This is a genomic window from Pseudomonas sp. ICMP 10191, assembly GCF_001467335.1.
Taxonomy (GTDB): domain Bacteria; phylum Pseudomonadota; class Gammaproteobacteria; order Pseudomonadales; family Pseudomonadaceae; genus Aquipseudomonas; species Aquipseudomonas cerasi.
The window spans coordinates 19,778-45,994 of the sequence record NZ_LKGW01000108.1; the positions used below are offsets into that span (position 1 = coordinate 19,778).

Annotated in this window: 23 protein-coding genes; 14 read left to right on the forward strand and 9 right to left on the reverse strand. The window is 60.7% G+C overall.

Features of this window, described 5'->3' with window-relative positions:
• Window positions 1-115 precede the first annotated feature (115 nt).
• Complete coding sequence (locus AO388_RS13030) at window positions 116-1,054, forward strand: iron-sulfur-binding ferredoxin reductase (RefSeq protein ID WP_003431401.1); 939 nt, start codon at window positions 116-118, stop codon at window positions 1,052-1,054.
• Window positions 1,055-1,199: 145 nt separating this feature from the next.
• On the opposite strand, the gene pyk is transcribed toward AO388_RS13030, so the two are convergent.
• Window positions 1,200-2,651, reverse strand: coding sequence for a pyruvate kinase (pyk, locus tag AO388_RS13035; protein WP_003363893.1), 1,452 nt, complete (start codon window positions 2,649-2,651; stop codon window positions 1,200-1,202).
• Between the two features lie 176 nt (window positions 2,652-2,827).
• Between pyk and AO388_RS13040 the strand changes: the two genes are divergently transcribed.
• Both AO388_RS13040 and AO388_RS13045 read left to right on the forward strand, forming a co-directional pair.
• A complete protein-coding gene (locus AO388_RS13040) occupies window positions 2,828-3,223 on the forward strand; it encodes a tetratricopeptide repeat protein (RefSeq protein WP_003363891.1) in 396 nt (131 codons plus the stop codon).
• Window positions 3,224-3,426: 203 nt separating this feature from the next.
• Window positions 3,427-3,786 carry a PilZ domain-containing protein gene (locus AO388_RS13045; RefSeq protein ID WP_058416565.1) on the forward strand — a complete coding sequence of 120 codons (360 nt, stop codon included), beginning with the start codon at window positions 3,427-3,429 and terminating at the stop codon, window positions 3,784-3,786.
• A 28-nt stretch (window positions 3,787-3,814) separates the two neighbouring features.
• Here the strand turns inward: AO388_RS13045 and AO388_RS13050 are convergent, their stop codons facing one another.
• The 3 genes from AO388_RS13050 to AO388_RS13060 form a co-directional block, all read right to left on the reverse strand.
• Window positions 3,815-5,158 carry a DUF58 domain-containing protein gene (locus AO388_RS13050; RefSeq protein ID WP_003363888.1) on the reverse strand — a complete coding sequence of 448 codons (1,344 nt, stop codon included), beginning with the start codon at window positions 5,156-5,158 and terminating at the stop codon, window positions 3,815-3,817.
• On the reverse strand, window positions 5,155-6,213 hold the full coding sequence (locus AO388_RS13055; protein WP_003363887.1) for an AAA family ATPase: 1,059 nt from the start codon (window positions 6,211-6,213) through the stop codon (window positions 5,155-5,157). The genes AO388_RS13050 and AO388_RS13055 overlap by 4 nt, the downstream gene beginning before the upstream one ends.
• 185 nt (window positions 6,214-6,398) lie before the next feature.
• The gene (locus AO388_RS13060; protein ID WP_003363886.1) at window positions 6,399-7,292 is read right to left on the reverse strand and encodes a LysR family transcriptional regulator; all 894 of its coding nucleotides are present in this window, start codon (window positions 7,290-7,292) and stop codon (window positions 6,399-6,401) included.
• 281 nt (window positions 7,293-7,573) lie between these two features.
• Here AO388_RS13060 and speB point away from each other — a divergent pair, with 281 nt between their 5' ends.
• The 8 genes from speB to AO388_RS13100 all read left to right on the forward strand — a co-directional run bounded on the left by speB (window position 7,574) and on the right by AO388_RS13100 (window position 18,017).
• Window positions 7,574-8,533, forward strand: a complete 960-nt coding sequence (gene speB / locus AO388_RS13065; RefSeq protein WP_044308907.1) for an agmatinase — start codon at window positions 7,574-7,576, stop codon at window positions 8,531-8,533.
• Window positions 8,534-8,899: 366 nt separating this feature from the next.
• On the forward strand, window positions 8,900-10,402 hold the full coding sequence (locus tag AO388_RS13070; protein WP_058416566.1) for a purine-cytosine permease family protein: 1,503 nt from the start codon (window positions 8,900-8,902) through the stop codon (window positions 10,400-10,402).
• Between the two features lie 42 nt (window positions 10,403-10,444).
• Window positions 10,445-11,305 carry a sugar phosphate isomerase/epimerase family protein gene (locus tag AO388_RS13075; RefSeq protein WP_058416567.1) on the forward strand — a complete coding sequence of 287 codons (861 nt, stop codon included), beginning with the start codon at window positions 10,445-10,447 and terminating at the stop codon, window positions 11,303-11,305.
• Window positions 11,302-12,336: an isopenicillin N synthase family dioxygenase gene (locus tag AO388_RS13080; RefSeq protein ID WP_058416568.1), complete on the forward strand. Its 1,035-nt coding sequence runs from the start codon at window positions 11,302-11,304 to the stop codon at window positions 12,334-12,336. The genes AO388_RS13075 and AO388_RS13080 overlap by 4 nt, the downstream gene beginning before the upstream one ends.
• 35 nt (window positions 12,337-12,371) lie before the next feature.
• On the forward strand, window positions 12,372-13,166 hold the full coding sequence (locus tag AO388_RS13085) for a transporter substrate-binding domain-containing protein (protein ID WP_003363874.1): 795 nt from the start codon (window positions 12,372-12,374) through the stop codon (window positions 13,164-13,166).
• A gap of 176 nt (window positions 13,167-13,342) precedes the next feature.
• The gene (locus AO388_RS13090; protein ID WP_058416569.1) at window positions 13,343-14,860 is read left to right on the forward strand and encodes an amino acid ABC transporter permease/ATP-binding protein; all 1,518 of its coding nucleotides are present in this window, start codon (window positions 13,343-13,345) and stop codon (window positions 14,858-14,860) included.
• The gene (locus AO388_RS13095; protein WP_058416570.1) at window positions 14,857-16,458 is read left to right on the forward strand and encodes a 5-guanidino-2-oxopentanoate decarboxylase; all 1,602 of its coding nucleotides are present in this window, start codon (window positions 14,857-14,859) and stop codon (window positions 16,456-16,458) included. The genes AO388_RS13090 and AO388_RS13095 overlap by 4 nt, the downstream gene beginning before the upstream one ends.
• Before the next feature lie 131 nt (window positions 16,459-16,589).
• On the forward strand, window positions 16,590-18,017 hold the full coding sequence (locus AO388_RS13100; RefSeq protein WP_058416571.1) for an aldehyde dehydrogenase family protein: 1,428 nt from the start codon (window positions 16,590-16,592) through the stop codon (window positions 18,015-18,017).
• A 152-nt stretch (window positions 18,018-18,169) separates the two neighbouring features.
• Here AO388_RS13100 and AO388_RS13105 read toward each other — a convergent pair whose 3' ends face one another.
• From AO388_RS13105 to AO388_RS13120, 4 genes are read right to left on the reverse strand one after another with little or no spacing between them, the layout of a single operon-like run.
• Window positions 18,170-19,387: a DUF4350 domain-containing protein gene (locus AO388_RS13105; protein WP_058416572.1), complete on the reverse strand. Its 1,218-nt coding sequence runs from the start codon at window positions 19,385-19,387 to the stop codon at window positions 18,170-18,172.
• Entirely contained in the window at window positions 19,384-20,973 is a 1,590-nt protein-coding gene (locus AO388_RS13110; protein ID WP_058416573.1) for a DUF4129 domain-containing protein, read from the reverse strand. Before AO388_RS13110 ends, AO388_RS13105 begins: the two co-directional genes overlap by 4 nt.
• Window positions 20,960-21,940, reverse strand: a complete 981-nt coding sequence (locus AO388_RS13115; RefSeq protein ID WP_058416574.1) for a stage II sporulation protein M — start codon at window positions 21,938-21,940, stop codon at window positions 20,960-20,962. Before AO388_RS13115 ends, AO388_RS13110 begins: the two co-directional genes overlap by 14 nt.
• On the reverse strand, window positions 21,937-22,662 hold the full coding sequence (locus tag AO388_RS13120; RefSeq protein ID WP_058416575.1) for an RDD family protein: 726 nt from the start codon (window positions 22,660-22,662) through the stop codon (window positions 21,937-21,939). The genes AO388_RS13115 and AO388_RS13120 overlap by 4 nt, the downstream gene beginning before the upstream one ends.
• A gap of 180 nt (window positions 22,663-22,842) precedes the next feature.
• On the opposite strand from AO388_RS13120, the gene sbcB reads away from it, so the two are divergent.
• Window positions 22,843-24,273 carry an exodeoxyribonuclease I gene (gene sbcB, locus AO388_RS13125; protein WP_058416576.1) on the forward strand — a complete coding sequence of 477 codons (1,431 nt, stop codon included), beginning with the start codon at window positions 22,843-22,845 and terminating at the stop codon, window positions 24,271-24,273.
• Between the two features lie 73 nt (window positions 24,274-24,346).
• On the opposite strand, the gene mvaT is transcribed toward sbcB, so the two are convergent.
• Complete coding sequence (gene mvaT / locus AO388_RS13130; RefSeq protein ID WP_058416577.1) at window positions 24,347-24,727, reverse strand: histone-like nucleoid-structuring protein MvaT; 381 nt, start codon at window positions 24,725-24,727, stop codon at window positions 24,347-24,349.
• 358 nt (window positions 24,728-25,085) lie between these two features.
• Between mvaT and purU the strand changes: the two genes are divergently transcribed.
• The gene (gene purU / locus AO388_RS13135) at window positions 25,086-25,937 is read left to right on the forward strand and encodes a formyltetrahydrofolate deformylase (protein WP_003363851.1); all 852 of its coding nucleotides are present in this window, start codon (window positions 25,086-25,088) and stop codon (window positions 25,935-25,937) included.
• Between the two features lie 76 nt (window positions 25,938-26,013).
• The gene (locus AO388_RS13140; protein ID WP_058416578.1) at window positions 26,014-26,214 is read left to right on the forward strand and encodes a hypothetical protein; all 201 of its coding nucleotides are present in this window, start codon (window positions 26,014-26,016) and stop codon (window positions 26,212-26,214) included.
• Window positions 26,215-26,217: the final 3 nt, after the last annotated feature.

The following is a 26,217-nucleotide window of genomic DNA, read 5'->3' on the forward strand; positions in this document are numbered from 1 at the left end:
GGCTTGAACCAGAGCTGTCAGGTTGGCCGTAGCGGGCGCAAAAAGGCGCGGCAGTATAACCCGCCCGACAGGCCAGTCTGTACAATCGCCGTTATTTTCTGCACAGGCCGTTTTGATGCCTCAATTGCATGTGGGTGAGCTTAGCTGGTCGGTGGCGTCGGCCAGCAATCTGCTCGACGCCCTGAACCATGCCGGTATTCCGGTCCCTTATAGTTGCCGTGCCGGCAGTTGCCACGCGTGTCTGGTGCGCGTCGTAAAGGGCGAGCCTGAAGACGCGTTGCCCGACGCGCTGCCTGCTGAAAAGCGCCAGCAGGGTTGGCGGCTCGCCTGTCAGTGCCGAGTGGCAGGAGATCTGGCTGTCGAGGTGTTTGACCCGCAGCGCGATGGCCTTCCTGCCACAGTAGCAGGCTGCGACTGGCTCTCTGCGTCGGTGCTGCGCCTGCGTCTGGAGCCTGCGCGGCCACTGCGCTATAGCGCCGGGCAGCATCAGGTGTTGTGGACTGATAGCGGTGTTGCGCGACCATACTCGCTGGCGAGCCTTCCCGGCGAGGATGCGTTTCTGGAGTTTCATATCGACTGCCTGCAGCCCGGGGCCTTCCGTGACGTTGCCCGCCAGTTGCAGGTGGGTGACGCCCTGAGGCTCGGCGAGTTGCGTGGCGGGGCGCTGCGTTACGACCCGGACTGGCAGGAAAAACCCTTATTGCTGCTGGCCGCCGGCACCGGGCTTGGCCCTTTATGGGGTGTGTTGCGCGAGGCGCTGCGCCAGGACCATCAGGGCGCCATACGTGTGATTCATCTGGCCCGCGACAGCCAGGAGCATTATCTGGCCGATGAACTGCACGCCCTGGCTGAACGTTATCCCCAGCTGCATGTTCAGCTGGTTACTCCGCAGACGCTACAAACAACCCTGGCTGAACTGCGCCTGTTGTCGCGGCACGCAATGGCGCTGGTGTGCGGCAGTGCTGACAGCGTCGAGATGTTTGCCAAACGGCTGTATCTGGCCGGGCTGCCGCGTAATCAGTTGCTGGCGGATGTGTTTGTGGCGCGCGAATAAATAAAAGGCACGTTAGTTAAAGCTCTAGTTCCGTATGCTCCCACGCCCTACGGGCAGAAGCCTGAAAGCCCAACTTCCCGGGCTGACACAATGCAAAAAGGCCCCGGCTCTTGCGAGACGGGGCCTTTGGCTTGCAGTGCTGCGATCAGACCAACGGGTCGCCGACGTGCAGAATCTTCATGCCGTTGGTGCCGCCGATGGTGTGGTAGCTGTCGCCCTTGGTGAGGATGACCCAGTCACCTTGCTCGACCAGACCACGCTTGAGCAGTTCGTCGACTGCGGCCTGGCTGACCTGACCTGGCGGCAGGGCTGCCGGGTCGAAGGGCACGGTGTAGACACCACGGAACATCGCTGCACGCGCCTGAGTGCCACGGTGCGGGGAGAACGCGTAGATTGGCACCGAAGAGCGGATGCGCGACATGATCAGCGGGGTATAGCCGCTTTCGGTCAGTGCGATGATCGCCTTTACACCCGGGAAGTGGTTGGCGGTGTACATGGCCGCCAGCGCGATGCTTTCATCACAACGGGTGAAGGAGTGACCGATACGGTGGCTGGAAGTCTTGCCGGTCGGGTGCTTTTCAGCGCCGATGCAGATACGGGCCATGGCCTGAACCGCTTCGATCGGATAGGAGCCTGCAGCACTTTCGGCCGACAGCATCACGGCGTCGGTGTAGTCGAGCACGGCGTTGGCCACGTCGGACACTTCGGCACGCGTCGGCATCGGGCTTGAGATCATCGACTCCATCATCTGCGTGGCGACGATCACCGCCTTGTTGTGGCGACGAGCGTGCAGGATGATGCGTTTCTGTACGCCGACCAGTTCGGCATCACCGATTTCAACGCCCAGGTCTCCACGAGCGACCATGACCGCATCACTGGCGCGGATCAGCTCATCGAGCACTTCGTCGTTGGCAACGGCTTCGGCACGTTCGATCTTGGCCACCAGCCAGGCCGTACCACCGGATTCGTCGCGCAGCTGGCGAGCGTATTCCATGTCGGCGGCATCGCGCGGGAAGGAAACGGCCAGGTAATCCAGGTCCATCTCGGCAGCGAGCTTGATGTCCTGCTTGTCTTTTTCGGTCAGTGCCGGCGCCGTCAGGCCACCGCCACGACGGTTGATGCCCTTGTGATCGGACAGCGGGCCACCGATCAGCACGGTGCAGTGCAGTTCGTCGGCGGTCTGGGTGTCGACGCGCATGACCACGCGACCATCGTCGAGCAGCAACTCGTCGCCTACGCCGCAATCCTTGACCAGATCCGGGTAGTCGATACCCACGATCTGCTGATTGCCACTGGTCAGCGGATGAGCGGTAGAGAAGGTGAACTTGTCACCGACCTTCAGCTCTATTCGCTTGTCGGTGAACTTTGCAATACGGATCTTCGGACCCTGCAGGTCGCCCAGCAGAGCGACGAAGCGCCCGTGTCTGGCGGCGATTTCGCGGATCAGCCTGGCGCGAGCCTTGTGCTCGTCCGGAGTACCGTGAGAGAAGTTCAGACGAGCAACGTCGAGACCCGAAAGGATCAGTTGTTCGATGACTTCCGGCGAATTGCTGGCAGGGCCAAGTGTGGCGACGATTTTGGTGCGGCGAACGGTCATGCACAAACTCCTTAATTGAAGCGCAGCGAGAGGCTACTCCTGTCTGGGTCTTTAGTCATTGTTCCTTTGCACTACCGTGTCAGGGTCAGGGAGGGCAATCGGCTGACAACCGGCGCTCTATTGGCCTGAAGAAACAGGCCGTGACGCCGATACAGGGCAGAGAACAGGAGAGTCCCATGCGTATTGTAACGATTGTTGTATTACTGACTGCGCTCAGCGGTTGCACCCGCTGGGCGATGAATTCCAACCTTGATCACGCCTACCGTGCCTATCAGGAAGGTGATTGTGATCGGGTGATGCTCGATCTCTCCAAGGTCGAACGCCAGAGCCGCTCACGCCGTTATGTCCAGCCGGAAGTGTCGATGTTGCGCGGCCAGTGCCTGGAACGGCAGAAATTGTACGTCGATGCAGCGCAGACTTATCAATTTCTGATGGCCCAGTATCCAGAGAGCGAATACGCCTTCCGTGCACGCGCCAGACTCGACACGCTGGCACAAACGGGTCTTTATCCCAAGGCTCAGCCGGCCAGAACCATACCTGTACCTGTTCGAAACGCTCCTGTATCGAAATAATTACCCTCGTTTGAATGGAAGGCGTTGTGTTCGGGTGGCTTTCGAATAATTCTGAGCTAGGCTGAGGTCACACATTGGACGAGCTGCAGGGCACCGGGTCGAGGCTGTTTCCTGGATCGCTTCTGTAGTGCAGCGCAGTTGAAGTCCGCAACGAATACACGGTGTTGCCTGGGCGCAACACCCGACTCGGAAGGCAGCCTGCCATGTATAAAGAGCGGAAAATCGAACGCCATCAACTGCAGGATTATCTGCAGGTTTTCAATCGCCATACTGGCAAGCTGATGGGCTGTCTGGGGAATGTGTCCGGTGAGGGGCTGATGCTTATCAGCAGCCTGCCGATCCTGGTGGGCGTCAGGTTCGATCTGTGTCTGAAATTGCCGAATGGCAATGTCGGACAGCCCATCGACGTGAGCGCCACGTGCCTCTGGTGTCATGAAGATGAGACACCTGGCAGTTATGACTCCGGTTTTGAATTGTGCCAGGTCTCGACAGAGTATCTGGAGTTCGTGCAGCTGTTGCGACAGTACTTCTGTTTTTACCCTTCCTATGAAGCCTCTGCCTGAGGCTGCTGCCTGACGGGCAGGACGTCGTTCATAACGCCCCTGCCTTTTTCCAGCTCATGTAACGGTTGACCAGCTGTGGCCCCAGTTCTCCTGGTCGCGCATCCATGATCACGATGCCTTGCGCACTCAAACGGTCGTGCAGCGAAGTACGGGCGTTGAGAAAGTCGATTGTCCCGCAATAACTCAGCGCTTCATCGTACGTGTGTACCGGTGACTGACGCAGGCCGTCGAGCACTTCTTCGCGCAGACTGGCGATCAGTACCCGATGCTGTTTGCCAAGCTGTCTTGCGGCGGCCAGCAGCTCCTCATCGTCTTCATCGCGCAAGTTGGTCATCAACACCACCAGTGAGCGTCTCTTATGACGAACCATCAGCTGGCGCACAGCGGCGCTGTAGTCAGCGGGGCGCCGGGTGGTCTGCAGGTCATAGACCGAGTTGAGCACGCGATTCAACTGCCCGGGCCCCTTCACCGGAGCTAGATAACGATCCTGCTCGCCGGCAAAGGTCGCAATGCCGACAGAATCACCCTGACGCAGCGCGACATAACTCAATAGCAGGCAGGCGTTGAGCGCATGATCGAAGTGAGACAGTTCGCCGTCCTGACTGCGCATTCGGCGTCCGCAATCCAGCATGAAAACGATCTGCTGATCCCGCTCGTCCTGATACTCCCGTGCAATGGGCGCTCGCTGGCGGGCGGTAGCTTTCCAGTCGATCTGGCGCAGGCTGTCGCCCTCGCGAAACTCACGCAACTGGTTGAACTCCATGCCCAGCCCGCGACGTTGCAGCTGGCGCACACCCAGTTGGCTCAGCCAGTTATCCACCGCCACCAATTGCCCGCCGCAGAAGCGGGCGAAATCCGGATAGACCCGCGTGGTGCCGGGCACTGCCAGGTAGCGTCGTACTGTCCACAGGCGCAAAGGCCCCGGCAGGCTGATTTCGCACCGTTCAAACGTGAAATGACCCCGGCTTGAGGGGCGCAGGCGATAGCCGATGCTGCCTTTTCCGCGTGCGCCCAGGGTGAGGGACTGAGGCAGGTTTTCGTGTTCCAGCCCGTGCGGCATATGATCGAATAGCCGCACGGTAACGGGTCGGCCACCGTCGTGTTGCACGTCGAGTCGGGCTTCGTTCCAGCGGTCCAGCGCCAGACTGCCCGCCAGCTCGCGCTGCACGCGTGGCGAGGGGCTTCTGAGCAGCCAGATTGCATCCAGCAGGCTCACGGCAACGAGGGCCAGCAATGCTCCCCAGTAAAGGTCATCGATTTTTGCCGGATACTCGATGCTCAGCGCACGAAGCGTGCCGAGCAGCAAGGCCACGCCCATCAGTCCGCCGAGCCAGCGCAGCAGCGTTATCGACGGCTTGAGGACCTGTGTCACAGGCGCGGGGCCGAGACCTGATCGAGGATCTGCCTGAGCACCTGATCCACCGACAGCCCTTCGATGTCCAGCTCCGGCGACAGCCTGACCCGGTGTCGCAGCACCGCCAGTGCACAGCCCTTGATATCGTCCGGGGTCACGAACTCGCCGCCACGCAATACGGCTCGGGCCCGCCCGCCACGCACCAGCGCAATCGAAGCGCGGGGGCCAGCGCCCTGACTCAGACCCAGCCAGGTGCGCGTGCTGCGTGCCAGCCGCACGGCGTAGTCCAGCACCTGCTCATCAATCGGCAGCTCGCTGGCAATGCGTTGCAACGCCTGAACCTCGCGGGCCTGCATGATGACCCTGAGCGGTCGCACGTCCAGCATGTCAGCCCGGGACGAGCGGGTGACCTGACGCACCATGTTCAGCTCTTCCTGCGCTTCGGGATAATCCATGCGCAGTTTGAGCATGAAACGATCCAGTTCAGCTTCAGGCAGTGGATACGTGCCTTCCTGTTCGATGGGGTTCTGGGTCGCCAGCACCATGAACGGCTGCGGGATCGGCAAGGCGCGCCCTTCAAGGGTGACTTGCCGCTCCTGCATCGCTTCGAGCAATGCGGCCTGGGTCTTGGCCGGTGCCCTGTTGATTTCGTCGGCCAGCAGCAGGTTGGTGAACAGCGGCCCCTTGCGCAGCTTGAACTGCTCGGTCTGCATGTCGTACACCGCATGGCCGGTGACATCGCTGGGCATCAGGTCCGGCGTAAACTGGATGCGGGCGAATTCGCAGCCGATACAACTGGCCAGCGCCCGAACCAGCAGCGTCTTGCCAAGCCCCGGAACACCTTCCAGCAGTACATGTCCGCCGCCGATCAGCGCGGTCAACACGTCGTCGATAACCGCATTTTGTCCGATCACGGCCTTTTGCAGCTCGTTGCGCAACGCCTGGGCCAGCTGGCTGGCGCGTTGACGCTGCTGCAACTGGGTGCTTGCCGCAACGGTCGGGCTGACAGGCTCGATGGAGGGCTCGATAAATGGCTCGGTGCTTACCGATGGGTCGGGCGTTTGCTCGCTCATGCGTTCCGGCGTCCTGTTGACGGTTGCCTGTGTTTATCGTCGGTAAATCAGGCGCTAAGCTGATTTGGCTTTTTTCAAGTTTCTCAGTGTGCTGAAAAGAGGGGGGAGCGGTCTACCACTCCGTGTGAAATCGCGCTTGTACCCGGATTATCTCCGAGCGCGACGATTGCCTCCGCTGCGCATCGTCACCCCGCCTCAAACCAGCCTTTGAGCCGATCACGAAAGCTCTGTATCAACGGTTCCCTCGATCTGCCCCTGCGCAACGCCAGAGAAAACGGTGCCTGATAGCCGAACGTGGTCGGTAGCAACACCTTCAAGCGTTTCTGATCCGCCCAGAATTGCGCGTAATGCTCGGGCAGGTAGCCGATATACGCCCCCGACAGCACCAGAATCAGCTGGGCCTCCATCGACTCCACCGTAGCGGCGCTATGTTTGAACCCATGCCGCGCCAGTTCTGCCTGGCTCCAGTAGCCGCGTCCGACCATACGCTGCCGGGTGATCACTTCTGCCGGAATGCGGCGCTGGTCGAACAGTTCATGGCGATCGCTGCAATACAGCCAGTGTTGTTCGCGATAGAGAGCCTGATACATCAGGCCGCTCATACGAACCGAGAAGGCACCGATGGCCAGGTCCAGGCGATTTTCCTGTACGCCCAGTTGCAACTGCGCCGGGCTGAGAACACTCAGGTGCAAGTGCACGGCAGGGTGCTCCTTGCTGTAGGCGCCGATAACGTCCGCGAGCGGCAGGGCCGGGTCGCTGACAGTGGAGTCGAGAACGCCGAGGTTGAGGGTGCCGCGCAGTTCACCCTTGAGGGCAGCGCTGTAGCGTTCGAAGCCCTCCAGTTCAGCGAGCAGCCGCAGGGTTTCCTGGTGGAACAATTCGCCTTTGCTGGTCAGACTGAATCCACCGCGGCCCCGATGGCAGAGAACCAGACCAAGCTGGCTTTCGAGTTGGCTCATGTAGGTGCTGATTGCAGACGTGGAGAGGTTGAGCTCCTGCTGCGCGGCGGCGAAGCCCTGATGGCGCACAACGCTGGCGAAGATGCGCAGCAATTTGATGTCAGGCAGGACAGAGGACATTGGCGTCTCCGATGGCAGGCGCAGCGTGGCTCGGGTATTTCCGGTTCAGGCCGGCTGGCGTGTATCTATGTTCAGGGAGTGGGTATGTAACGTTCTTGCCGTGGGCTGAGCCCCTTCACGCAGGTGCAAAGCCGGCGGGAGTGTGGAGAGGATCAGGGGCAGAGTGTATCCATGGATAGTTTAGAAATCTCTGAACTGATTTTTTGTCTGCAGCGATTCTTCCGGCTGCCAGGCGTCACCAGAATGGCCTCACATTAATGACAACACGGTGAGGCACTCCTGTGGACACGACTTTCCACCAGCCCCTGAGCGGCAACGAGATGCCTCGTTTTGGCGGTATCGCCACCATGCTGCGTTTGCCGCATGTGCAGAGCGCTGAAGAGCTCGACCGGCTGAACGCCGCGTTTGTCGGCATTCCGCTGGACATCGGCACCTCGCTGCGTTCCGGCACTCGTTTCGGGCCACGGCAGATCCGCGCCGAGTCGGTGATGATTCGTCCTTACAACATGGCCACGGGGGCCGCGCCGTTCGATTCGCTGAACGTGGCAGACATCGGTGACGTGCCGATCAATACCTTCAACCTGCTGGACGCAGTACGCATTATCGAGCAGGAGTACGACCGGATTCTGGGCCACGACATCGTGCCGCTGACGCTGGGCGGCGATCACACGCTGACGCTGCCGATCCTGCGCGCCATCCACAAGAAGCATGGCAAGGTCGGGCTGGTGCATATCGATGCGCATGCCGACGTCAACGATCACATGTTCGGCGAAAAGATCGCCCACGGCACCACATTCCGCCGTGCGCAGGAAGAGGGCCTGCTGGACAGCAACCGTGTTGTGCAGATCGGTCTGCGTGCGCAGGGTTATACCGCTGAGGATTTCAACTGGAGCCGTAAACAGGGCTTCCGCGTCGTGCAGGCCGAAGAGTGCTGGCACAAGTCATTGACCCCGCTGATGGCAGAAGTGCGCGAGAAGGTCGGCGGCGGTCCTGTGTATCTGTCGTTCGACATTGACGGTATCGACCCGGCCTGGGCGCCAGGCACCGGGACACCGGAGGTCGGCGGGCTGACCACGATTCAGGCGCTGGAAATCATTCGCGGTTGTCACGGGCTGGACTTGATTGGTTGCGATCTGGTCGAGGTGTCGCCGCCGTACGACACCACCGGCAACACCTCGCTGCTGGGTGCCAATCTGCTCTACGAGATGCTCTGTGTGCTGCCTGGTGTGATACGCCGGTGATTCGCGAAGCCGGGTGATCCGTACGGCTGAGGAACGTCGTTGCAGGCGTGCGAGACGATTGTGTTCGGCTACGACAGCGGGCAATGGCTGGCCTGGCACGCACACTTGTCGGTGGTGACATCGGTTTAAGGACGGTTTGTTCGCAACAATAACAATGAGCACGACACACGTTTCATTCGCGGGAGCGAATGTGGTTCGCGAACCGGTGGGCAAGACTCACGCACCGGTGTAGTCGCGTGCTGACGTTGGAAGTGTGCCGGAAGTCGATTGAATGGAACCCCCCCGTCCGTGGTTAACGGGCGGCTATAAAGGGTCAGCGTGCCTGCGCTGGCCTTACAACAACCGTGACAGGCGCTGGAGCAACACATGAGCCATTCGACGCGTATCGAAACCTTTGGTGTGGAACAGATACCCGACACCCAACGCGATGCTTCCCCTATCGATCTGTTTCGTCTGATCTTCGGCGGTGCCAATACCTTTGCCACGGCGGTGCTGGGCAGTTTTCCGGTGTTATTCGGGCTGTCGTTCCAGGCCGGCGTCTGGGCGATAGTTCTGGGCGTGACAATGGGCGCGTTGATCCTCGCGCCGATGGGCCTGTTCGGTGCGATCAATGGCACCAACAACGCGGTATCTTCCGGCGCGCATTTCGGTGTGCACGGGCGCATCATCGGTTCGTTTCTGTCACTGCTGACCGCAGTGGCCTTCTTTTCCCTTTCGGTCTGGAGCTCTGGCGATGCGCTGGTCGGCGGCGCTCAGCGGCTGGTCGGCCTGCCGGAAAACAATACCAGCCTGGGGCTGGCCTACGGGCTGTTCGCAGTGCTGGTGCTGATCGTATGCATCTTCGGCTTTCGCTTCATGCTGTGGATCAACAAGGTCGCGGTCTGGGCATCCAGCCTGCTGTTTCTGTCGGGAATCCTGGCCTTTGCAGGGGCGTTCGATCCGGGCTATGCCGGCAGCGTCAATCTGCTGCAACCGGGCTTCTGGGCGGCCTTCACCGGGTCGGCCTTGCTGGCGATGAGCAACCCTGTTTCGTTCGGCGCCTTTCTCGGCGACTGGTCGCGCTACATCCCGCGCGACACCTCCAGATCGCACATCATGCTGGCAGTGCTCGCGGCTCAAGCCTGCACGCTGATCCCTTTTCTGTTTGGCCTGTGCACCGCGACGCTGGTCGCGACTCAGGCGCCGCAGTACATCGAGTCCAACAACTATGTCGGTGGCTTACTGGCGATTTCACCCGGCTGGTTCTTTTTACCGGTGTGCCTGATTGCGGTGATCGGAGGGCTGTCTACCGGCACCACGGCGTTGTATGGCACCGGACTGGACATGTCGAGCATGTTCCCGCGTCTACTCAACCGAGCCGCAGCCACGCTGTTGATCGGTGTGGCGGCGATTGCCTTTATCTTCATAGGTCGCTTCACCTTTAATCTGGTGCAGAGCGTGTCGACCTTCGCAGTGCTGATCATTACCTGCACCAGCCCATGGATGGTGGTGATGATCCTCGGCCTGATCAGTCGTCGCGGTTTTTACCACGCCGATGATTTGCAGGTGTTCACCCGTGGCCAGCGTGGCGGGCGTTACTGGTTTCACCACGGCTGGAACTGGCGCGGGCTGGGCGCGTGGATTCCGAGTGCGGCGGTGGGCCTGTGCTTTGTCAATCTGCCTGGCCAGTTTGTCGGGCCGCTGGGCGAGCTGGCCGCAGGCATCGACATCAGTCTGCCGATCACTCTGGGCCTGGCGGCGCTGCTGTACCTGACCTTGCTGCGCTCGTTTCCGGAGCCAGTGTCAGTGTATGGCCCCAAGGGCGCGCACCCGATGCTGGGGCGCAAGGCCATCAGCAGCGCCACCCCGTCAGCCACCGCCCATTCGTGATCCGCGCTGTGCCACTGCGGGCACAGGCGGCGAGGTTTGCCCATGAAACTGGAACTCTTTCGTACACTGTGGGGCTATCGCGGCACTTGGCAGCAGGCGCTGCTTGAGGCGCGTGAAGCGGGCTTCGAGGGCTTCGAGGCGCGCATCCCCGAGCAGACAGCCGAGCGTGCAGCGTTCGTGGCGTTCCTGCGGGATAATTGCGTGCCGTACATCGCCACTCTATTCACCTCCAGCCAAGTGCTGCCGGTGCAGGCGGCGACGCCTGCCGAGCATCTGGTGGATTTCGCCGGCAAGCTGCAACAGGCTGCCGAACTGGCGCCGCGGTTTGTCAATGTGCTGGCCGGCAACGACCGCTGGCCGCTGGCTCAGCAAGTGGATTTCTTTGGCGAAGCGCTGGAAATCGCCCGGCGCAGCGGCCTGACCTGCAGCTTCGAGACGCACCGCGCGCGCTCACTGTTCAACCCATGGCTGACCCTGCAATTGATCGAGCAGGTGCCGGATCTGCGTTTCACCAGTGATATCAGCCATTGGGTGGTGACCTGTGAGCGGTTGCTCGATGACCCGGCCGACGATCTCAGCGCTTTCGTCGAGCGTGTGCACCACATTCAGGCCCGGGTCGGTTATGACCAAGGGCCGCAAGTGCCGCACCCGGGCGCGCCGGAATACGCCGCCGCGCTGGCATTCCATCAGCAGCACTGGGAAGCGATCTGGCGCTCGCAGCGCGCCCGTGGCTTTGCCGGCACCACGCTGACGCCGGAGTTCGGGCCTGATGGCTACCTGCATCATTTACCGTTCACCAATGTGCCAGTAGCCGATCTGTGGGGCCTTAACGCCTGGATGGGCCGTACCGAGCGTGAACACTTTTCTTCGCTTTTCAACCGTCCGGGGAGCCTGCTGCCATGAGTCAACCTTCTGCTTTCACACACGTTCCGCTGATCGATATCCACGGCCTGTTCAGCGAACGTCTGGACGATCGCCAGGCAGTGGCCAAGGCTCTCGGCGAAGCGGCCCGGCGTGTGGGCTTTGTGTATATCACCGGTCACGGTATCGCGCCTGAACTGATCGAGAATCTGCACCGCGCTGCCGAGCAGTATTTCGCCCAGCCGCTGGACGCCAAGATGCGACATTACATCGGCGCTTCGCAGAGCCACAAAGGCTTCGTTCCCGAGGGTGAGGAAGTGTACGGGACTGGCAAGCCGGACCATAAAGAGGCGTTCGACATCGGCTTTGAAGTGCCCGCCGACAACCCATTGGTACTCGCCGGCACACCGCTGCTGGGGCCAAACGACTGGCCGGCCTTGCCGGGCTTTCGGGCGGCGGTGCAGGCCTACTATCAGGCGGTATTCGCCCTGGGGCATCAGTTGTTCCGCGGTTTTGCTCTGGCGCTTGACCTGGACGAGCATGCCTTCGATGACATGGCCCGCTTTCCACCTTCCAAGCTGCGCCTGATCCACTACCCGTTCGATGGCGATGCCCAGGACGCGCCAGGCATTGGCGCGCACACCGACTATGAGTGTTTCACCATTCTTCAGGCCGATCAGCCGGGTCTGGAGGTCATGAACGAGCGGGGTGAGTGGATCGATGCGCCGCCGGTGGAAGGGGCCTTTGTGGTCAATATCGGCGACATGCTGGAGGTAATGACCGCGGGTGCATTTGTCGCCACCGCTCACCGCGTGCGCAAGATCCAGCGAGAGCGTTATTCGTTCCCGCTTTTCTATGCCTGCGACTACCACACCCTGATCAAACCCCTGCCGCAGTTCGCGGACGGCGAGCAGAACTACGCGCCTGTCGCCATTGGCGAGCACATGTGGGCTCAGGCTTTGCAGACCTACCAATACCTTCGCCAGCGTGTTGCCGATGGGCAGCTTGCCCTGCCTCAGCACGCCAGAAAGCCTTCAAGCTTCGGGCACCTGAAAAACCAGAGCGTGACTTAGTGATCTGCCTTTTCCCTCAATCTGGAATGACGACTATGCCAAACACCACGTTTTCGCGCTTCGCCACATGTCTGTTGGGCCTGGCCCTGTTTGCCGGCAGCGTTCAGGCTGCGCCCACCGCCACACCCGGTACGCTGAAAGTCGGCATGGAGATTTCCTATCCACCGTTCGAGTCCTACGAGGGTGACAAGGTGGTGGGTTTTGACCCCGAGGTGGCGAACGAGCTGGCCAGGCAACTGGGCGGTATGAAGGTCGAGTTCGTCGACACACGCTTTCCGAACCTGATCCTGGGCCTTAACGCCAACCGCTTCGACACCATCATTTCCGGCATGTACATCACTGATGAGCGGACCCGGCAGGCCGAGGCGATTCCATATGCGCAGGTGGGCGCAGCCATCATGGTACGCAGCGACAGCACCGCGAAACCCCAGCAGCCTGAAGACTTGTGCGGCCTGAAGGTCGGTTTGCAGCAAGGCACCAACTGGATCAATCAGCTCAAGGCCGTGTCAGCCGATTACTGCGTCCGGCAGAACAAGGGCGAAATCGCGATCAGTGAGTTTCCGACCACGGCAGAGGCGTCGCAGGCACTGATCTCCGGCAATATTCAGGCACATCTGGAGATCTCGGCGGCGGCGAAAATGATCGTCGACAAGGCCCGTGGCCGCATCGTGATCAGTTCTGAAAAGTCCCTCTACCCGCAGACGCTGGGCATCTATGTGAAGAAGGGCAACGGCGAACTGATTGAAAAACTGCGCGATGTGGTCGAGCGCTACAAGCAGAGCGATGCGTACCGTGAGCTGCTGAGCAAGTACAACCTGGAACCGGCGTAAGTCACGGCTGCCCGCACACTTCACAGCAAGCGGCTTTTTGTCACGCGCGCGCATCGCGCAGCCGGCAAAGAGCTGCTTGCGCGAATGCGGTGCCTGCTTAACGGCCAGAGACGGTCCTGCGGCGACAGCGGTTCGCCGCTCGGCCTTCGCCATCCATCTGCTGCACCGAGGTCATCATGGCATTCGAATGGGCCTATTTTTTCTCGCTGTTCTCCGTACAGGCTTTCTGGAAAGCCTGCCTGACGGTGGTTCAGCTCAGCGTCCTGTCCTGGTCGGCAGGTCTGGCACTGGGTTTCCTGCTGGCCAGCGCCAGGCTGTCGACACATGCGTGGTTGCGCGTGCCGGCCAGCCTGTACATCTGGCTGTTTCGTAGCATCCCGTTGCTGGTGCTGCTGGTGTTCGTTTACAACCTGCCGCAACTGTTTCCGGCCTCAAGCAGTGTCTTGTCGCAGCCGTTTTATTCCGGGCTGATCGCCCTGGTACTGACCGAAACGGCGTACATGGCCGAGATTCACAGAGGCGGGCTGCTGTCAGTGCTCAAGGGCCAGCGTGAAGCCGCCAGAGCGCTGGGCATTCGCGGTCTGGGCGCGCAGCGTCTGGTGGTCATTCCGCAGGCGATTCGTATATCGCTGCCAACGCTGACCAACGAATACGTGACCATCGTCAAACTGACGTCGCTGGTGTCGGTGATCTCGCTCAACGAGTTGCTGCTGGTTGGCCAGCGCCTTTACGCACAAAACTTTCTGGTGCTGGAAACCCTGGCGGCAGTAGCGATGTACTACGTGCTGATCGTCACGCTGTTTGGCTGGCTGTTGCAATGGGCCGAGCGTCATCTGGACTTGTCGCGCAAAAACGCACAGACCCTGGAGGATGCGCAGACCGATGCCCTGCGCCAACCCGCAGGGTCTGGCAAGCCGCGTTGCGTGCCGGTTCCGGGACAACCCGATGCCCTGCTGCTGCGCGGTATCCACAAGCGCTATGGCAACCACGAAGTACTCAAGGGCATCGACCTGCTGGTCAGGCCCGGTGAAGTCATTTCGATCATTGGTCCGTCCGGCTCCGGCAAGACTTCGTTGATCCGCACGATCAACAATCTGGAAAGCATCGATCAGGGCGAGATTGTCCTGTTCGGCAATGACTTCATTCGCGCAGGAGAACGCGCCGACTCTCCGGTGATCCGGCAGGGCATCCGGCGCATCGGTATGGTGTTCCAGAACTTCAACCTGTTCCCGCACCGTACCATTCTCGACAACGTCATTCTCGCGCCGCGTTATCACGGCCTGGCCAGCACCGCTCAATTGCGTCGCAAGGGCCATGCGCTGCTGGATCGTGTCGGGTTGCTGGCGCATGCCGACAAATACCCGCATCAATTGTCGGGCGGCCAGCAGCAGCGTGTGGCGATTGCCCGTGCGCTGGCGATGGAACCGGACATCATGCTCTTCGACGAACCGACTTCGGCGCTGGACCCGGAGTTGGTCGGCGACGTGCTCAACGTCATTCAGGATCTGGCTGCCGAGGGCATGACCATGCTGATCGTCACTCATGAGATGGATTTCGCGTTGTCGATTTCCGATCGCATCGTGTTCATGGAGAACGGCCATGTGGTCACTGATGCCTCGCCCGCGACCATCCGCCAGGACGGCGATCCGCGCGTGCGACGCTTTATCGGCCTGGAACAGGAGCGCGCAGCATGACCACCTGTGGAGAGTTTCTGGTCAGACAACTGAGCGCCTGGGGCGTCGACACGGTATTCGGCATCCCCGGCGTGCATACGGTTGAGCTGTATCGCGGCTTGCCGGGCAGTGGCATTCGACATATCACGCCGCGCCACGAACAAGGCGCGGGCTTCATGGCCGACGGTTATGCACGGGTCAGCGGCAAGCCCGGGGTGTGCTTTATCATTACTGGCCCGGGCATGACCAATATCCTCACGGCAATGGGCCAGGCGTATGCGGACTCGATCCCGATGCTGGTGATTTCCAGCGTCAACGAACGTCATCGGCTGGGTCTGGGCAATGGCTATCTGCACGAGTTGCCGAACCAGCGCGCGATGGTCGCCGGGGTCAGTGCCTTCAGCCACACGCTGATGAGCGTCGAGGAACTGCCTGCGGTTCTGGCACGGGCCTTTGCCGTCTTCGACAGCCAGCGTCCACGGCCTGTACACATCGAGCTGCCGCTGGACATTATCGTCGCCAGCGCCGCGCACATGACACTGCAGCCGCGCCAGATCATCGATCGACCCGCGCCGGACCCTACAGCCATTGCCCGGGCCGCTGCACGGTTGCGCTCGGCCCGGCGTCCGCTGTTGCTGCTCGGCGGTGGCTGTGTCGCAGCGATGGAGCAAGTGCGCGAGCTGGCAGCCCGGCTGGATGCACCGACGGCCCTGACCATCAACGCCAAAGGCCTGCTGCCGGCCGGGCACCCGTTGCTGCTGGGCAGCAACCAGTCGCTGATGCCGGTTCGGCAATTGGCGCTGGACGCCGATGTGGTGCTGGCGATTGGCACCGAGCTGGGCGAGACCGATTACGATGTGGTGTTCGACGGCAATTTCAGGATTGGCGGCGAGTTGATTCGCATCGATATCGATGCCGGGCAGTTGACCCGCAACCATCCTCCGAGTCTGGCGATCCTCAGCGATGCCACTGCGGCAATAAGTGTCTTGCTTGCCGAGTTGCCAGTGCGTGCGGCCAATAAAGCCAGCCCGGGTGCTCAACGAACCGCGGCGGCGCAGGAGCAACTGGCCGAAGGCTTCAGCGCCTGGGCACACTACCGAAAACTGTTCGAGTGCGTGCTTGAAGTGCTGCCCGAGGCGCGTTTTGTCGGCGATTCGACGCAGACGGTGTACAGCGGCAATCACCTGGTCGAGCTGGACAGCCCACGTCGCTGGTTCAATGCCTCTACCGGTTACGGCACCCTGGGCTACGGCTTGCCTGCGGCCATCGGGGCCAGACTGGCTGAGCCCTCGCGCGCGGTGATCAGCCTGATGGGCGACGGCGGCATTCAGTTCACCCTGCCGGAACTTGCCAGCGCCGTGGAGGCGCGGGTCGGCATTATTGTGTTGTTGTGGAATAACCAGGGCTACGGCGAGATCAAGCGCTACATGGAGCGCCGCGACATCACGCCGCTGGGCGTGGACATCCATACGCCGGACTTTCTGACCATCGCCCGAGGGTTCGGCTGTGTGGCTGAACGTGCTCGGGATTACCAGCACCTGCAGGCGCTGCTGCGTGAAGCGCCGGATGACCGGCCGCTGATTATCGAAATCGAAGAGGCGCCGCCGTTTGCGCCTTGAGCCGCCGCGCGTCGTCACCGCCGCCGCCGCGAGCCAATCCGCTTCAGCCGCAAATCGGTGGCGTCTGCCTGGCGGATAAAGCCTGCCCGGTGCAATTGCGTCCTGCATGGAATTCTTGATGGAGCTCTGCCATGAACACCCCGCATTACATCAACGGTCGTTGGCTGGAAGGCCAGGGTGCTGACGTTCTGATCGTCCACGAGCCCGCTCTGGGCCAGCCCTTCGCCGAAGTGATCAGCGCCAGCAGCGCGCAGGTCGATCAGGCTGTCGCCGCTGCCCGCGCCGCGCTTCCCGTCTGGAAAAATACGCCTGCTGCCGAACGTGCCTCATTGCTGCGCGGCTTTGCTGATCACCTCGCGCAGCGCCGCGAAGCCTTGATTGCGCTGCTGATGCGCAATAACGGCAAGCCTCGTCATGAAGCCGAAGTCGATCTGGATGACGCCGTGGCAACGTTCAGTTACTTCGCCCACCTGCTCGAGGCTCAGCCCACCCATCGCGAGGTTGAACTGGCCGCCTCCGGCTTTACTTCGCGTACCCGCCTGGAGCCGGTGGGCGTAGTGGGTCTGATCGTGCCGTGGAATTTTCCGCTGGTCACCAGTGCCTGGAAACTCGCTCCGGCGTTGGCTGCCGGTTGCACTGTGGTGCTCAAGCCCTCGGAGGTCACGCCCCTGATCGAGCAGGTTTACGGCGAAATTGCCGACGCGCTCGGCTTGCCCGCCGGAGTGCTGAATATCGTCAGCGGCAGGGCTGATACCGGCGCAGCGTTGAGCAACCATCCCGGTCTGGACAAGCTGTCGTTCACCGGCAGCAACGGTGTGGGCCGCCAGGTCATGCACAGCGCAGCGGCGTATTGTCGGCCGGTGACGCTGGAGCTGGGCGGTAAATCCGCGATTATCGTATTCGACGATTGCGATCCGGATCAGGCGGTGGAATGGATCGTCGCAGGCATCTGCTGGAACGCCGGGCAAATGTGCTCGGCCACCTCGCGGCTGTTGGTTCAGGAGGGCATCGCCGAGGCATTGATTCCTCGTTTGCAGAAGGCATTCGAAGCGCTGCGGGTCGGTAATCCGCTGACTGAAGACGTCGACATGGGACCACTGAGCAGTGAGGCGCAGTGGCACAAGGTCCGTGAGTATTTCACTGTTGCCCGGGAGGAGGGTATGCAGTGTCTGACCGGTGGAACAGCACTGGCACGTGATGGTTGGTTCGTCAGCCCGACGTTGTACCGCGACGTGCCTGTCAGCAGTCGCCTGTGGAGTGAAGAAATCTTTGGTCCGGTGCTGTGCCTCCGCTGTTTCAGCACTGAACAGGAAGCTGTCGACCTGGCCAATGACAGCTGCTTTGGGCTGGTGGCGACGGTTGCCAGCGCTGATATCGAGCGCGCCGAACGGGTGGCCGATGCGCTTGACGTAGGGCATGTGTGGATCAACTCGATCCAGGCGGTATTTGTCGAAACGTCGTGGGGAGGCAACAAGGGCAGCGGTGTCGGGCGTGAGCTCGGGCCTTGGGGACTGGCGGCCTATCAGGCGGTGAAGCATGTGACCCGATGCCTGGGGTAGCTCCTTCTGCCTGGAAAGAGCCCCCCTTTATTCGTTATACGCTGCTGGACGTGGTTTATCGGACAGGGCTCACTGGAATGATCCCTAGTCGGCCTGGCATTCACACACCGGGTGATTGATGTACAGAAAAACGGCCCTCTGCGGGTGCCGGGTTACAAGGCATTCCTGAGCGTTTGCAGGTGGGCTACCTGGCGGGTGAATTCGCTGTGTGACAGGCGTTGCGGCGGGCGAGGGCGCAGTGCGTCGCTGATGGCGCTGGTGGGCTGACGGGTCAGGCGTGCAAGCACTTGCCATTGTTCGGCAACGACCAGCCGCTCGAAACCGGGATGCAGTTGGCGGGCGCGACGCAGGATGTCCTGTTGCAGGCGTTTGATCAGCGCCTGCTGCCCGGTATGTTTGCGCAGGAACTCGGCGCTGGCGCGCAGGTGCTCGGTCAGTTGGCGGCGTGCAAGTGGCGCGGGCCTGCGCAACGGGCCCTCGCGCAGACCGATGTGCCAAAGACCCAGGCCGATCAGCAGTGCCAGCGTCAGCAGCGCCTGAGGATAGTTGCTCAGCAACAGGCTCAGCAGGTTGTCGTGTTCGGTTTGCAGCACCAGGGTCACTTGGCTGTCCTGCGTCAGATACCAGAGCAGCCAAGCATTGTCATAGTGGCCGATCGAGCGGGTTTTCCACAGGTTGGCGTCCGTGACGACGGTGATCAGCCCGTTGCCCCGGCTTATTTGCAGCAGGTGTGTGGCATCGGCGCTGTTGGCCCAGGATTGAGCGTGATCTTCCGGGTCTTCGAGGTGAAACGCCGGATCGAAACTCATGTAGGCCGGGGCGCTTTCGTTTTCCAGGTACAGGCGGGTCAGCTCCGGCCAGGGCATTTTCTTACGTTTGGGGGCGGGCGTCATCAGCGGGATGGGCAGTGGCGGCTGAGCGTCGGTCAACTGCTGTTCCTTGGCATTGATGTCTTTGGTGAGGTACTGATGAATCTGCAGACTGTCCAGCAGCAGATCGCCGCTGCGGCCTTTTTGTTCGTCCCAAAGTTGTTCGGCGACGAACAGCAGGTGCCCGCCTGCCTCGGCCCAGTTCAGCAGCTTTTGGGTTTGCGTCGGGGTCATGTCTTCCCGGTCATCGAGCAGCAACAGGGTCTGGGTGCTCTGAGTCGGGTCGGGAAGTTGAGCCAGCGTGTCGATGGTATTGACCGTGATGGAGCGGCCACGCAGAAAATGTTCGGCCGCCAGCCAGGGATTGGCCTTCGCCTGTGGCGAGGGGCCCTGATCGACCGTTTTCTCGTAGCGCTCGAGCTGAGTGCTCAGAAACAGCGCGCCGCCTGCCAGCAGCAACAGGGCCAGCAGCCCGATCAGCAGGCCGGTGCGGCGGCTCATGGCTGCGCTGCCTGGCTGAACAGACGACGCCAGCCATCGCAGAGTTCCTGCCGGGCATGGGCCGGTGGCAGGCGATGTCCATAGGCGAGGTTCTGCCAGTGCAGGGTCAGCGTGTGGCTGAACTCACTCAGCCGCGGCTGGTTGAGCGCGGCGATACGTTCCAGCACCTGACTTTCGGTATCGGCATTTTTTAATGGCAATCGATAGTCGCTCAGCAAGCGGCTGAGCAGGGCGCGATACAACAGACCCAGCGCTTCGCGAGGCTGGCTGTTCCAGAGCTGTTCGGCCCGGCCGGCAACATCGTCGGGCAGGCTTTCGGCACTGACTTGCAGGCCGAAAAGTTGCTCCGGCGCCGGGCGGGTGATTTTTACCTTGCTGACCTCTCGGCCTGCGAAGGTCCTGAACCAGTCCCGATAACGGAAGATCACCAGCCCCACAAGCACGATGATCGCGGCCCACAGCAGCACTTCAATCAGGCTGGCCAGGGCGCTCGCTGCGCGCAGAAGCCGATTGAGCCAGGTCATCAGCCAGCTCTGGTCGCGCGTGTCCCGAGCCGCAGACTGGCCTTTCTGTTTTTCAGGAAAGCGCCAGCCGGTTTCAGTCTTTGGATTACGGAAGGGCGGTTGTTGCAGAACGTTCTGGATCTGGCTGCGTGCCGCTTCGCTGGTCAGGGACTGGCGGGTCAGGCGCGGTGTGTCGGGCGCGGCCATGGACGGGTCAGGGTCCGTCTGAGCGGTTTCCGGCAATGGGCAGCTGTAGCTGGGTTGATCGGCCCAAGCCGGTGCTGGCGCTGCAGAAAGTACCAGCCCGACGCCCATCAACACCGCATAGGCCGTGCCGATCAGGCGCTGTCGCAGGCGCCGGAAGATCAGCTCTATATCCCAGGCTTCAAGAACCGTGCGGCGATTCAAATACAGGGTGAAGCCGCAGGCGACATACACAGGCTCCCAGATGATCAGCGCCAAGGCATAGAAAAGGTTGGTCAGGTGGTCGATCCACAGCCACTGGTTTTCAACGTCGAGCAGACTTATCCAGTGCCAGTCGATCTGGATCTGCTGCGGTATCAGGGCGTAGAGCAGGATCAGCAGGCCTATCCACAGTGCGTATTCCAGGTGTGCGCCAACGATGGTGAGCAGCTGTGCGGCACGCAGGTCTTTCTGGCTGAGCAGGCTGATGCGCAGGGCGCGCTCGGTACCTGCCAGATGTTCCAGTTGCTGCACCGGCAGTTGGAAACTGCGACTCAGGGAAAGACGTCGCCACAGGAGGCTGGGCAGCAGTTGCTCCTTCAGGGTCGCCGGCCATGCCTTGAGGGCCTGTCCCAATGTCGGCGTGGCACCGAACAGTGACTGCGAAAGGATCAGCAGCGGCAACCGTTCGAACGCAGGTTTGAGCCACCAGAACAGCAGGATGGCGGCCGTGGGGTAATCCCAGAGCAACGCACTGAGGATGCCGAAAAAGGGCAGGGTGACGATTGCCCAACTGCTCATCAGCACGCGGCGGTGCCGCCCGGCGAGCAGCACGCCCAGGTCGATGGCTTCCCAGGGCAAGCGCGGGCGTATGGCAACGGTCGACTCAGTCAGGCGCATGAGGTGTACGTCCTGCCAGAGTCAGATACGCGGCCACCATCACCCACAGGACGGTACCTGTCACGTACTTGAGAAGTGGTCCGGGCCAGGTCATCGATGACCAGTACGCCTCGATGAAGGCTGCGATCAGCAGAAACAGGATTACCCCGCCGACCAGTTGCATACTTGCCCGCGCGGCGATGCGCAGCGCGGCACTGCGCGTCAGCCTTCCGGGGGCCAGCAAGGCCCAGCCCAGCTTGAGACCCGCCGCCCCGGCGAGGGCGATGGCCGTCAGCTCGAAGGCGCCGTGACCAATGACGAAGGGCCAGAAGGTCTGTCCGTATCCGATGTCTGTCAGGTGCCCGGCGATTGCGCCGTTCATCAAGCCGTTGAAGAGCAGGAAGAACAGGCTGCCCAGTCCGAACAGCAAACCGCTGGCATAGGTCTGGAAGGCGATACCGATGTTGTTCATGATGTAGTAGCCGAACATCATCCAGTCCGTATCGGAACCCCGCTCGACGGGCTGTCCGACCCGGCTGGCCGACGGGTCATACATGCTCTGCATGTCTGCCAGTTGTTCGGGGCTGACGACGCTGTAGATCAGTTGTGGAAAACCATACACCAGCAACGCCATGCCGATCAGGCTGCCGAACAGCAGGAGGCTGGCAACCAGTACAAAGCGCCACTCGGCCCGCACGCGTCGCGGAAAGCCGCTCAGAACGAAGCTCAGCAGTCGTACCCCGGCAGTGCTGCGGTGACGGTAGAGTTGCTGGTGACCGCGCATGGCCAATTGGTGCAGGGGGTCGACCAGATGGCTGCTGTAGCCGCGCTCCTGGGCCAGCGCCAGATGGTGGCAGAGGCGTCGATAATCGCCGGGAAAGCTCTCGCCGCCGCTGACATCGCCCTTGCCCTGTTCAAGGGCCGTCAGGCGCTGCTCAAAGCGTTGCCACTCCTGCTGATGGCGGGTTTCAAACAGGCTCTGCTTCATGTCGGCCCCAGCAGGTGGCGGGCGATGCCGTTGACATGAGCGACCGCCGTGTCGGTGGGGATACGCAAGGGTTCGGCAAGGATGGCCGCCAGTTCCTGGGTTCGTGCGCTGGACAGTTCACCCTGCCGCTCCGCCAGACCGAGCACCGCCCGCTGTTCATCCAGATGCAGGGCAAAGGGCACCATGACCGGTTCGGCCTGCGGCAGGGTAGGGCGCGCCACCGGCCGGTCGCTGTAAATCACCAGCGTTCCGGCGGCGAGATCACCCAGCCGTTTGAATAGCGGATGGTTCAGACAAGTGATCGCCCCCAGCCCGTAGCCCAGCGGGAGCATGTCGACGAAGCGCAGCAGATTGCGGATCAGCGACGAAGACCAGTCTATGGGCGTGCCGTCGTCATGCACCACCCGCAGCCCGAGCAGGCGCTTTCCGGGTGTGCGTCCCTGGTTGAGCACTTCAAACAGCACCATGTACCACCAGTTCAGCAGAAAAAACACCAATGCGGCCAGACCCATGCCGAGCTTGTCGAACAGTTGCAGAAGCACAAAGAACACGCCGATGAGGGCTGCGCGAATAGCAAAGTCGATGCCGAACGCCAGTGCGCGGGAAACCAGCCCGGCAGGGCGCAGAAGCATGTCGATGCCTTCTGGCGTCTCGATTTCAATGCGCGTGTCCAATGGCGTGGGCAGCGCTGCATTCCTTGGCGAAGCGGGACGGGATGACATTGTCGGAAGGACGCGCCTGAAAACGAAAACTGATGCTAGCTACCGCAGCGGAGCTAAGCAACCGACCATTCAATACGCGGGCTGTAAGAAAACATTTCCCGGTGCGCCGGATACGACCCGATTAGCCAATGACACCTGTCACGCCCTACACTTCGCGGGTCTTTTGTTCAGGATCAGCCCGTGACTTCCAGCATCTTCTGGTACGACTACGAAACCACCGGTATCAACCCGCGCAATGATCGTGCGCTGCAGATGGCCGGGATTCGCACGGATACCGACCTCAATGAAATCGCGGCTCCGGTCAATCTGCACTGCCAGCTCAGCGATGACATCCTGCCTCATCCTGCCGCCTGCATGATTACCGGAATCACTCCAGCCACGCTGGCAGAAAAAGGCTTGTGCGAGGCCGATTTCATGACGCGCGTACATGCCGAACTGTCGGCACCGGGTACCTGTGGCGCGGGTTACAACACCTTGCGTTTTGATGACGAAGTCACGCGCTACAGTTTTTATCGCAACTTCTTCGACCCCTATGCCCGCGAATGGCAGGGGGGCAACAGTCGCTGGGATCTGATCGATGTTGTCCGGGCTGCCTATGCATTGCGCCCCGATGGCATTGTCTGGCCGGAACAGGACGGTCGGGTCACGCTGAAACTGGAGCGGCTGACGGCTGCCAATGGTATTGATCATGGACAGGCGCACGACGCGTTATCCGATGTGCGTGCAACTATTGCTCTGGCCCGTTTGATTCGTGAAAAGCAGCCGAAGCTTTATGACTATTTGTTTGCATTGCGCAGCAAACAGAAAGTCCAGGAGCAGGTTCGCCTGATGCAGCCTCTGGTGCATATTTCCGGACGCTTTTCTGCGGCGCGCAATTACCTCGGCGTGGTGCTGCCGTTGGCATGGCACCCGCATAATCGCAATGCGCTGATCGTGTGTGATCTGCACCTGGATCATTCACCGTTGTTGCACGAGGACGCTGAAATACTCAAACGGCGTTTATATACGCGGCACGACGCGCTGGGCGACGGCGAATTGCCCGTGCCGCTCAAACTATTGCATATAAACCGCTGCCCGGTGATCGCGCCGCTGGGGGTGCTGCGTAGCGAAGATCAGCAGCGGCTGCAACTGGACATGGCCGGCTATCAGGCACGCGCAACGCAATTGAGTGAACACCGCGAAGTTTGGCACGATAAACTGGCGGCCGTTTACGGCAAGGACGATTTCGCCGCAAGTGAAGATCCCGAACAGCAGTTATATGATGGTTTTATGGGGGACCGTGATCGTCGACTGTGTGAGCAAGTTCGGCAGGCCGAACCCGAACAATTGGCGCGTGACGCCTGGCCGTTTGATGATGCCCGATTGCCTGAATTGTTATTCCGGTATCGCGCTCGTAACTTTCCTGACACCTTGAGTGGCGAAGAGCAAACACGCTGGCGGGATTTCTGTCAGCAGCGATTGCGCAGCCCGGAATGGGGCGCTCCCAACACCCTGCATGACTTTACGGCCGCATTGATAAAATGCTCCCTTAGTGCCGCGCCAGAGCAGTTGGAGGTGTTGCGGCAATGGCAGGATTATGCAAACGAACTGAGTAACCGTCTGGGCGTATAGAAAATACCGGGCAATAAAAAACGCCAGCAAGCTGGCGTTTTTGCAATCGCGATGAACCGCGACCTTGTGAAGCTTAGCCCAGCAAAGTGGCCCAGCTTTCAACGTCGTCGCTGCCCCACTTGGCTTTCCACTCTTTCAGCGTCTTGTGGTTGCCACCTTTGGTTTCGATGATTTCACCGTTGTGCGGGTTCTTGTATTGCTTGACCTTGCGCGCGCGTTTGGTGCCGGCAGGTTTAACAGCGCCGCCACGAGGGGCCTTGTTTACCTTGGCATCCGGATCCAGCAGGGCAATGATGTCACGCAGCGACTTTTGGTATTCGCCCATCAGCGTGCGCAGTTTGCCTTCGAATTCCAGCTCGGTTTGCAGTTTGTCGTCTTGCGACAGGTTCTTCAAACGGGCTTGCAGTTCTTTGATGGCTTCTTCTGTGGCGCGGTATTCGTTGATCAGGGACATGAGGAGACCTTATGTTGTGAGGGTTGCAGGGATACAGTGCGGCAATAATAGTCACTGTAAATGAGCAAGTAAACATTAAATAAAAGTTTTATTTGAATTATTTAGCAATATACACGCGTCCTACAGACCTCTGAACTAGGGGTGGGCCGTGCGTCCTTCAAAAGATCGCCGCTATAAAGCCCTCCTTATTACAGGTTTTGTTTAGCGGCGGACCCCGTAAAAACCCATACTGGCAAGGTGCAATCTTTGGCCTTGGCGGTGTGCTTTTTCGGCATCCGAATTCAGGCAACAGAGATACTGCAGTTTTGCTGCGCAGCCGCTAGAATAGCGGCTTTGCGAAGTTCTGGAGTTTCCCCTAATGCGCACTTTTCGTCTGGTGATTGCTTGCCCGGACCGTGTAGGCATCGTTGCCAAAGTCAGTAACTTTCTGGCGTCCCATAACGGCTGGATCACCGAAGCGAGTCATCATTCTGACAATCTCAGCGGCTGGTTTTTCATGCGTCACGAGATTCGTGCCGACACCCTGCCTTTTGACCTGGACGGGTTCCGTGAAGCCTTCACGCCGATTGCCGAAGAGTTTTCGATGGACTGGCGCATTACCGACTCGGCGCAGAAGAAGCGCGTCGTGCTCATGGCAAGTCGTGAATCGCACTGTCTGGCTGACCTGCTGCACCGTTGGCACAGTGACGAACTCGACTGCGACATCGCCTGTGTGATTTCAAACCACCAGGACCTGCGCAGCATGGTCGAGTGGCATGACATCCCTTACTACCATGTTCCGGTGGACCCGAAAGACAAGGAGCCTGCGTTCGCCGAGGTATCGCGTCTGGTCGGTCATCACCAGGCCGACGTCGTGGTTCTGGCGCGTTACATGCAGATCCTGCCGCCACAGCTGTGCCGTGAATATGCCCATCAGGTCATCAATATCCACCACAGCTTCCTGCCATCGTTCGTCGGCGCCAAGCCTTATCACCAGGCCTCGTTGCGTGGCGTCAAACTGATCGGTGCGACCTGTCACTATGTGACCGAAGAGCTCGACGCCGGTCCGATCATCGAGCAGGACGTCGTGCGCGTCAGCCACCGTGACAGCATCGAAAACATGGTGCGTTTCGGCCGCGACGTGGAAAAAATGGTGCTGGCCCGCGGCCTGCGTGCTCACCTGGAAGACCGCGTTCTGGTTCACGACAACAAGACAGTCGTCTTCGACTGATCTATCTTTTCCGGAGCGCGCCCGTCGCGCTCCCGACTCAATGTCGGCAATGGTGCAACGCGCAAGGTGACCGCCAATGACCGATCCTCTCGACAAAGCCACTTCCACCGCTCCGGCAACGCTTGGCGAAGGCTGCCTGAGCCGCTATGACCCTGCTGAACTGACTGCGGAAAACGGCACTGATTTCGACGGAGCCGCAGCACTGTGGCGCGAGCTGCAGCAAGCGCAAGCGCCTGTTGAAGGGCTTGAGGAGGAGGGGACGCAAGAGGGGAAGTGAGTC